This is a genomic window from Bradyrhizobium sp. (assembly GCF_027307225.1).
Classification (GTDB): Bacteria; Pseudomonadota; Alphaproteobacteria; order Rhizobiales; family Xanthobacteraceae; genus Bradyrhizobium.
On record NZ_DAHUXJ010000139.1, the window covers coordinates 68,660 to 75,125 of the forward strand.

The 6,466-nt window shown below is 62.2% G+C and carries 8 protein-coding genes; 4 read left to right on the forward strand and 4 right to left on the reverse strand.

Translation table 11 applies throughout. The features are described 5' to 3' along the window. Positions 1–5: 5 nt before the first annotated feature. From M6D32_RS23235 to M6D32_RS23250, 4 genes are all read right to left on the reverse strand, one after another. On the reverse strand, positions 6–722 hold the full coding sequence (locus M6D32_RS23235; protein ID WP_298260662.1) for a LamB/YcsF family protein: 717 nt from the start codon (positions 720–722) through the stop codon (positions 6–8). A 17-nt stretch (positions 723–739) separates the two neighbouring features. Beyond that, on the reverse strand, positions 740–1,153 hold the full coding sequence (locus tag M6D32_RS23240; protein WP_298260664.1) for a DoxX family protein: 414 nt from the start codon (positions 1,151–1,153) through the stop codon (positions 740–742). A 22-nt stretch (positions 1,154–1,175) separates the two neighbouring features. Then, on the reverse strand, positions 1,176–2,528 hold the full coding sequence (locus tag M6D32_RS23245) for an MFS transporter (RefSeq protein ID WP_298260666.1): 1,353 nt from the start codon (positions 2,526–2,528) through the stop codon (positions 1,176–1,178). 71 nt (positions 2,529–2,599) lie between these two features. Further along, complete coding sequence (locus M6D32_RS23250; RefSeq protein WP_298260668.1) at positions 2,600–3,577, reverse strand: amidohydrolase family protein; 978 nt, start codon at positions 3,575–3,577, stop codon at positions 2,600–2,602. Between the two features lie 164 nt (positions 3,578–3,741). On the opposite strand from M6D32_RS23250, the gene nthA reads away from it, so the two are divergent. From nthA to mazG, 4 genes are read left to right on the forward strand one after another with little or no spacing between them, the layout of a single operon-like run. Continuing rightward, entirely contained in the window at positions 3,742–4,371 is a 630-nt protein-coding gene (nthA, locus tag M6D32_RS23255) for a nitrile hydratase subunit alpha (RefSeq protein WP_298260670.1), read from the forward strand. Next, a complete protein-coding gene (nthB, locus tag M6D32_RS23260) occupies positions 4,368–5,027 on the forward strand; it encodes a nitrile hydratase subunit beta (protein WP_298260672.1) in 660 nt (219 codons plus the stop codon). Before nthA ends, nthB begins: the two co-directional genes overlap by 4 nt. After that, a complete protein-coding gene (locus M6D32_RS23265; protein ID WP_298260674.1) occupies positions 5,024–5,407 on the forward strand; it encodes a nitrile hydratase accessory protein in 384 nt (127 codons plus the stop codon). Before nthB ends, M6D32_RS23265 begins: the two co-directional genes overlap by 4 nt. Then, positions 5,404–6,258 carry a nucleoside triphosphate pyrophosphohydrolase gene (mazG, locus tag M6D32_RS23270; RefSeq protein ID WP_298260677.1) on the forward strand — a complete coding sequence of 285 codons (855 nt, stop codon included), beginning with the start codon at positions 5,404–5,406 and terminating at the stop codon, positions 6,256–6,258. The genes M6D32_RS23265 and mazG overlap by 4 nt, the downstream gene beginning before the upstream one ends. Positions 6,259–6,466: the final 208 nt, after the last annotated feature.

Consider the following 6,466-nt stretch of genomic DNA (forward strand, 5'->3'; position numbering starts at 1 on the left):
CGGGATTAACGCGCCAGCACAGCCTCACGCACCGCGCGGGCAACCTCGACCGCATTCGGCGTATCCGAGTGCACGCAGATGGAATCGGCGCGCACCGCAACGTCGTTGCCGTTAACGCTTTCAGCCTTTCCTTCGGCGATCGCCCGCCGGCAACGCAACGCGGCGCGGGCCGGATCAACCGCTTGATGCTCGCGCGTGATGATCAGCCGGCCGTCGGCCTCGTATTCGAGATCGGCATAGAATTCGGCAATCAGCGTGTGACCACGAGCGCCGTAAACAGTTTCGTGGCAGGTACCGATCATGCCCATGATCGGTACCTTGAAGACGTCCGCGGCGTCGCAGATCGCATTGGCCACGGCCTCATCCCGCGCGGCCATGCCGTAGAGCGAGCCGTGCGGCTTGAGGTGGTTAAGGGCCATGCCCTCGGCTTCGAGAAAGCCTTTGAGCGCGCCAACCTGGTAGATGACGCAATTGGCGAGTTCGTCACGCGGCATTTTCATTTCGCGGCGGCCAAACCCTTGCAGGTCCGGCAACGACGGATGCGCACCGACCGCAACCCCGTGTGTCTTGGCCAGCCGCACCGTCTTGCGCATATGGTTGAAGTCGGAGGCGTGGAAGCCGCAAGCAACGTTGGCCACCGAGATCAGCGGCATCAGGGCCTCATCGTCACCCATCCGGTAGAGGCCGAAGGCCTCGCCCATATCGCAATTGATCGTCGCCACGCCCCGCTCCCGCGCTGCTACTTCTTAAGCGCGTAATTCCCGGGACCGAAAGCCCAGATCAGCGCAAACAGGCCGATCAGCCCGAGGTTCTTGCCAAAGTTGATGGTCTGGCCCACGACCGCCGCCGGCGGCGAAGCCCAGAAATTGTGAAACATAACGCTCGCGAGCGCCGTGAACACGATGAACGCGAGCGCTACGTAGCGCGCGTAGACGCCCAGAATAAGCGCGAGCGACCCGCCGAGTTCGATCGCAATTGCGCAGGCTGCCAGGACGCTGCCGAAGCCGCCCGCTCCGCCTGGCAGGCGCCCAGCGGTGGCTTCAAAGGCCAGGACTTTTCCGATGCCGCTGTAGATGAAGAGCGGCGTGACCAAGAGCCGCGCCGCCAGCAACACCTTGTCCTGTACGGCTGTCGTCATTCCCGGTGTCGTCATTTCTGTTTCCCCCTTTTGAAAATTATTCCGCCGGCGCCACGCTCGCCTCAGTGGCCTTGCTTTGCACCGAGAGCGAGCCGATCACCAGGGCGGCCACGATCGCAGCGCCGCTGATCGCCCAGAATACCACCTGCTGGCCGCCCGTCACCTGCTGCAGAAACCCGATCACGAAGGGTCCGAGAATGCCGCCGACGCGCCCTACCCCAAGTTCCATGCCGACGCCGCTGGCGCGAAATCCGGTCTCATAGGAATTGGCGGTGAAGTTGTTGAGAACGTGCTGGGCGCCGATCACGAAGAAGCCTGCGATCGCCACGACCGCAAAATTGAAGGCATGACCGTTGACGAACAGCAGCGAGCCCACCGCAATGCCGCCGACGATCCACCATGCGCCGAGCAGGCGCGGGGTTGGCGCAAAGCCGCGATCGGCGAGCGTCGCCAGCGTCAATCCGCCGATGAAGGACGTCGCCTGCATCAAGGCGCCGTAGGCAAAGCCAGACGCGAAGGTTTCGCCGCGGGCGATCATTACGGTCGGGATCCATCCGACCAATCCGAAAATGGCAAACAGTGTCAGGAAGGCCGTGGTCCAGATGGTCAGGGAAACGCGGCGGTAACGCGGTGCAAGCAGTGCCGCGATGGTGTTTTTCGGCGCGGCATGGTCAGGGCTGCGAAACGTCGCGTTCGCGTAAACGCCGCTTCGGTCCGGGCGCAGCCGCACCATTAGCGCGCGCAATTCCTCGATCCGACCACGCGCGGCCAGAAATTTCGGGCTCTCCGGCAGCACCGCATGCACCAGGAGCGTCAGCGGGATCGACGCCGCGCCGACGAAATAGAGAACTTGCCAGCCATGCGTCGGCGTCAGGAATACCCCGACCAATCCGGCAAAGACACCACCCAGCGACCAGCCAAACGTCACGCCCCACAACGAAAAGGCGTTGCTGACCCGCGGCGGCGCGAGCTCGTTGATGAAGGTGGTGCCAAGCGGCAGCAGAACGCCGAGGCCAAGGCCGGTGAGAAACCGCAAGCCGCAGAAGCTGGTAAAACTATTCGCAAAGATCGCGGTCGCAAGCGTCAGGACGTTGACGATCCAAAGGCCGACGAGCAGCGTTTTGCGGCGCCCAACGCGGTCGGCAACCATGCCGTGGCCCAGCGCGCCGAACAGAAAGCCGATCAATCCGGAAGAAACCAGAAAGCCGGCCTGGCTTGGCATCAGGCCCCATGGCTGCTTCACATATTGAATGACGTAGGCGGGATTGAACGTGTCATAACCGTCGAACATGGTGATCAGCGTGACGACGACGCCAAGCATCTTGTGCAGCGGCGTGACGGCAGCGCCCGCCAATTCCTGGTGGATATCGACCTCGTTTCCCGAACCCATGGTTCGCCCTCCCCGGTTTTATCTTGGCTCGCTACCGTCCTTGCTTCTTTCGGCAGGTTTAAGCGACGGCCTCACTTCAGCTTGAACAGCGTCCTCGCATTGTCGCGGCCGATTTTCTGGCGGTCGATTTCCGAGATCGGCGCCGCATCGAACCAGTCCGAGGCATGATCGATATTCTCGAACGGCCAGTCGGTCGAAAACAGAATCCGGTCCGCGCCGATTTCGAGCATGGCATCGATCAGCGTCTGGGTGCGGAAATTCCCTGATGTCGTGATGTAAAAATTCTCGCGGAAATAGTCGCCGATCTGGCGCCTGGCCGGATAGTTGTTTTGCACGCGCATCCACCTGTTGTGGTTGTCGATCCGCCACATCGAATAGGGCAGCCCCTCCCCCATATGGCCAATCACGATGTTGAGCCGTGGATGCGCATCGAACAGCCCGGAGCCCATCAGCCGCAAGGCGTGGACCGCCGTCTCCTGCCCGAACGCCCAGGACGGTCCGAGCAGCCAGCGGTGGCCTTCATAGATCGCGGCATCCTTCGGCAGCGGATTGCGTGGATGCAGATAGAACGGCACATCGAGCCGCTCGACCTCGGCCCAGAACGGCCAGTAGGCCTTCACGTCGTAATAAATGCCGGATGGACTGTCCCCCACCTGGCTGAAACCGTTGACCAGCGCGCCGCGAAATCCGAGCTCCTTCACGCAGCGGACGAGTTCCCGCGCCGCAAGCTCCGGCGTTTGCATGGGAAGCGCCGCGAGGCCGGCCAAGCGCTTCGGCTGCCGGGCGATTTGCTCGGCCATGAAGTCGTTGGACCGGCGAGCGATGTCGTTGGCTTTCGCGGTGTCGGGTATCGCCTGCACCGCGGGCGCATTGAGGGAAAGCAGCATCATCTCGATGCCATGCGCGTCCATTTCTCTCAGACGGCGCTCCTGAATATCGAGTAGCCGCCCCTTCAACTCGGGCCAATCGGCCTCCGGGGCAAAGCCGGCGCTGTCCTGAAGGGTTTCCGGAATAGCAAAATGCTCTTCGAGCGCTACTTTTCCCTGCACCGCAGCACGCCTCCACCCTGTCGCCGTCTCTCCGGAGCAGTTAGACAGTGTACTGTCCATTTGGCAAGTTCAAATTGCCGTGTCCAATGAGATGACCGGCAATCTTGACCGGCAAAAGCCGGGAGCCGACAATGCTCGTTCCGTCAAACGAGTATCGTTAGCCCATGACCGAGCACGATCACCATCATCGCCACGACGACCATTCGGAACTGTCAGAGACCGAGCTGCGCGTGCGCGCGCTGGAAACGATCCTGACCGAAAAGGGATATGTCGACCCCGCGGCGCTGGATGCCATCATCCAGGCCTATGAAACCAAGATCGGCCCGCATAATGGCGCGCGGGTCGTCGCCAAGGCGTGGTCTGATCCGGCCTTCAGGAAGGCCTTGCTTGAAGACGCGAGCAAAGCGGTCGGCACGCTGGGCCACGTCGGCCGGGTCGGCGATCATCTCGTCGCGGTCGAGAACACGCCACATCGCCACAACATGGTCGTGTGCACGTTGTGCTCCTGTTACCCTTGGGAAATGCTCGGGCTTCCACCGGTCTGGTACAAGGCTGCACCCTATCGCTCGCGCGCGGTGAAAGATCCGCGCGGTGTGCTCGCCGATTTCGGCGTGAGCCTGCCGAAGGAAACCGAAATCCGGGTGTGGGACTCCACCGCCGAGACGCGCTTTCTGGTGCTGCCGATGCGGCCGGAAGGCACCGAAGGCTGGAGCGAGGCGCAACTCGCCGAACTCGTCACGCGGGATTCGATGATCGGCACCGGTTTTCCCAGAATGCCAGGAATCCCGTCATGAACGGCGTGCACGACATGGGCGGCATGGACGGGTTCGGCAAGGTCGAGGCCGAAGCCAACGAGCCGACCTTCCACGAGAAATGGGAAGGCCGCGTAATGGCCATGGTGCGGGCGATGGGTGCTGCCGGCGCCCACAACATCGACACCTCTCGCTTCTATCGCGAGAGCCTGCCGCCGCATGTCTATCTTTCCAGTTCCTACTATTGGAAATGGCTGCTGGGGCTCCGGGATAATCTGGTCGCCAAGGGTTTTGTGACGGAAAGCGAACTCGCGGCCGGCCATGCCAAGGAAGCAGCAAAGCCGCTCAAAAAAGGCAAGTTCGGCCTCGACAGCGTCGAACGGATCATGGTGCGCGGCCGCTTTGAGCGACCGCCTCCCGCGCTCGCCAAATTCAAGCCTGGCGACCGCGTGCGCGCGAAGAACATGCATCCCGCCACGCATACCCGCCTTCCCCGCTATGCACGCGGTCATGTCGGCGTGGTCGAGCGCATTCTGGGTTGTCAGGTTTTTCCGGATTCCGCGTCGATGGAGTTGGGTGAAAACCCGCAATGGCTTTACAACGTGGTGTTTGGCGGCGCCGAATTGTGGGGCCCGGACGCCGACCCCACCGTCAAGGTCTCGATCGACGCCTTCGAGCCGTATCTGGAGCCGGCGTGAGCAGCGCCGCACAAGCAACGCTCGCTCTTGAAGACCTGCCCCGGGATGACGACGGCCCGGTGTTTCGCGAGCCGTGGGAGGCGCAGGCGTTTGCCATGGCGCTATCGCTCCACGAGCGCGGCCTGTTCACGTGGACGGAATGGGCCGCGGCGCTTGCTGACGAAATCAAGATCGCACAGGCCAATGGCGATCCCGACACCGGGACGACGTACTATCGCCACTGGCTTGCGACGCTGGAAAAGATGGTTGCCGCAAAAGGCGTTGCTCCACTCGAAATCCAGCATCGCTACCGCGACGCCTGGGATCATGCCGCCGACCGCACGCCTCACGGCTCGCCGATCGTGCTGAGGCCGGACGATTTTCAGACCGGCGCAGCATGACCCCTTCGCGCAATGTTTCCCGCCTGATCGAGATCATGGCGCAGCTTCGAACGCCAGTGACCGGCTGTCCGTGGGATCTCGAGCAGAGTTTTGAGACGATCGCACCCTACACGATCGAGGAGGCCTACGAGGTCGCCGACGCGATTGCCCGCAAGGATTACGACGACCTCAAGGACGAACTCGGCGACCTCCTGCTCCAGGTCGTCTACCACGCGCGCATGGCGGAAGAGCAGAACGCCTTTGCCTTCGGTGATGTCGTGGAGGCCATTACACGAAAAATGATCCGGCGGCACCCGCATGTCTTCGCCGACAAGGACGGCAATATCGCTGCCGCCGGCGTCAAGAGCGCGTGGGAGCGGATCAAGGCCGAGGAAAAAGCCGAACGCGCGGCACGCCGATCCGCCGAAACCGCCTCGGCCAGTTCGTTGTTGTCGAACGTCAAGGCTGGCCAGCCGGCGCTGACACGCGCGATGGAATTGCAGCGCAAGGCGTCGACGGTTGGCTTTGACTGGAATGACCCGCGTGCGGTGTTGCATAAAATTCGCGAGGAAGCCGACGAGATCGAGGCTGCGCTCGACCATGGCGACAAGGCGGAGCTTGCGGCAGAGACCGGCGACCTGATGTTTGCGCTGGTCAACCTCGCCCGTCATGTCGACGCCAGCCCGGAAATGGCACTCCGTGGCGCCAACGCCAAATTCGAGCGCCGCTTCGCTTATATCGAGCGGGCATTGGCCGCGCAGGGCCGTTCGCTTGAGGCGGCGTCTCTGGCGGAGATGGATGCGTTGTGGAATGAGGCGAAGGCGAACGAAACTCAACCGTCGTCCCGGCCAAGCGAGCAACGCGAGCGCTGAGCCGGGACCCATAACCACCGATGTTGGAGGTGGATAGGGCTGCGGCCATATCTTGCTTGGTAACAACGCCAGTGGTTGATGGGGTGGACGGCCCCCTACGGCATCAGTGTGCCAGAATGAGGTTGTTGCAAATCTCAGACAAGGGAGCCGTCGGTGGGACAGATTATCCGCATTGGAATGGATACGTCGAAGCATATTTTTGTACTGC

Coding starts and splice junctions, on each gene's coding strand:
- mazG (WP_298260677.1), top strand. CDS start 5,404: ATGACCCCTTCGCGCAATGTTTCCCGCCTGATCGAGATCATGGCGCAG.
- M6D32_RS23245 (WP_298260666.1), bottom strand. CDS start 2,528: ATGGGTTCGGGAAACGAGGTCGATATCCACCAGGAATTGGCGGGCGCT.
- nthA (WP_298260670.1), top strand. CDS start 3,742: ATGACCGAGCACGATCACCATCATCGCCACGACGACCATTCGGAACTG.
- M6D32_RS23240 (WP_298260664.1), bottom strand. CDS start 1,153: ATGACGACACCGGGAATGACGACAGCCGTACAGGACAAGGTGTTGCTG.
- nthB (WP_298260672.1), top strand. CDS start 4,368: ATGAACGGCGTGCACGACATGGGCGGCATGGACGGGTTCGGCAAGGTC.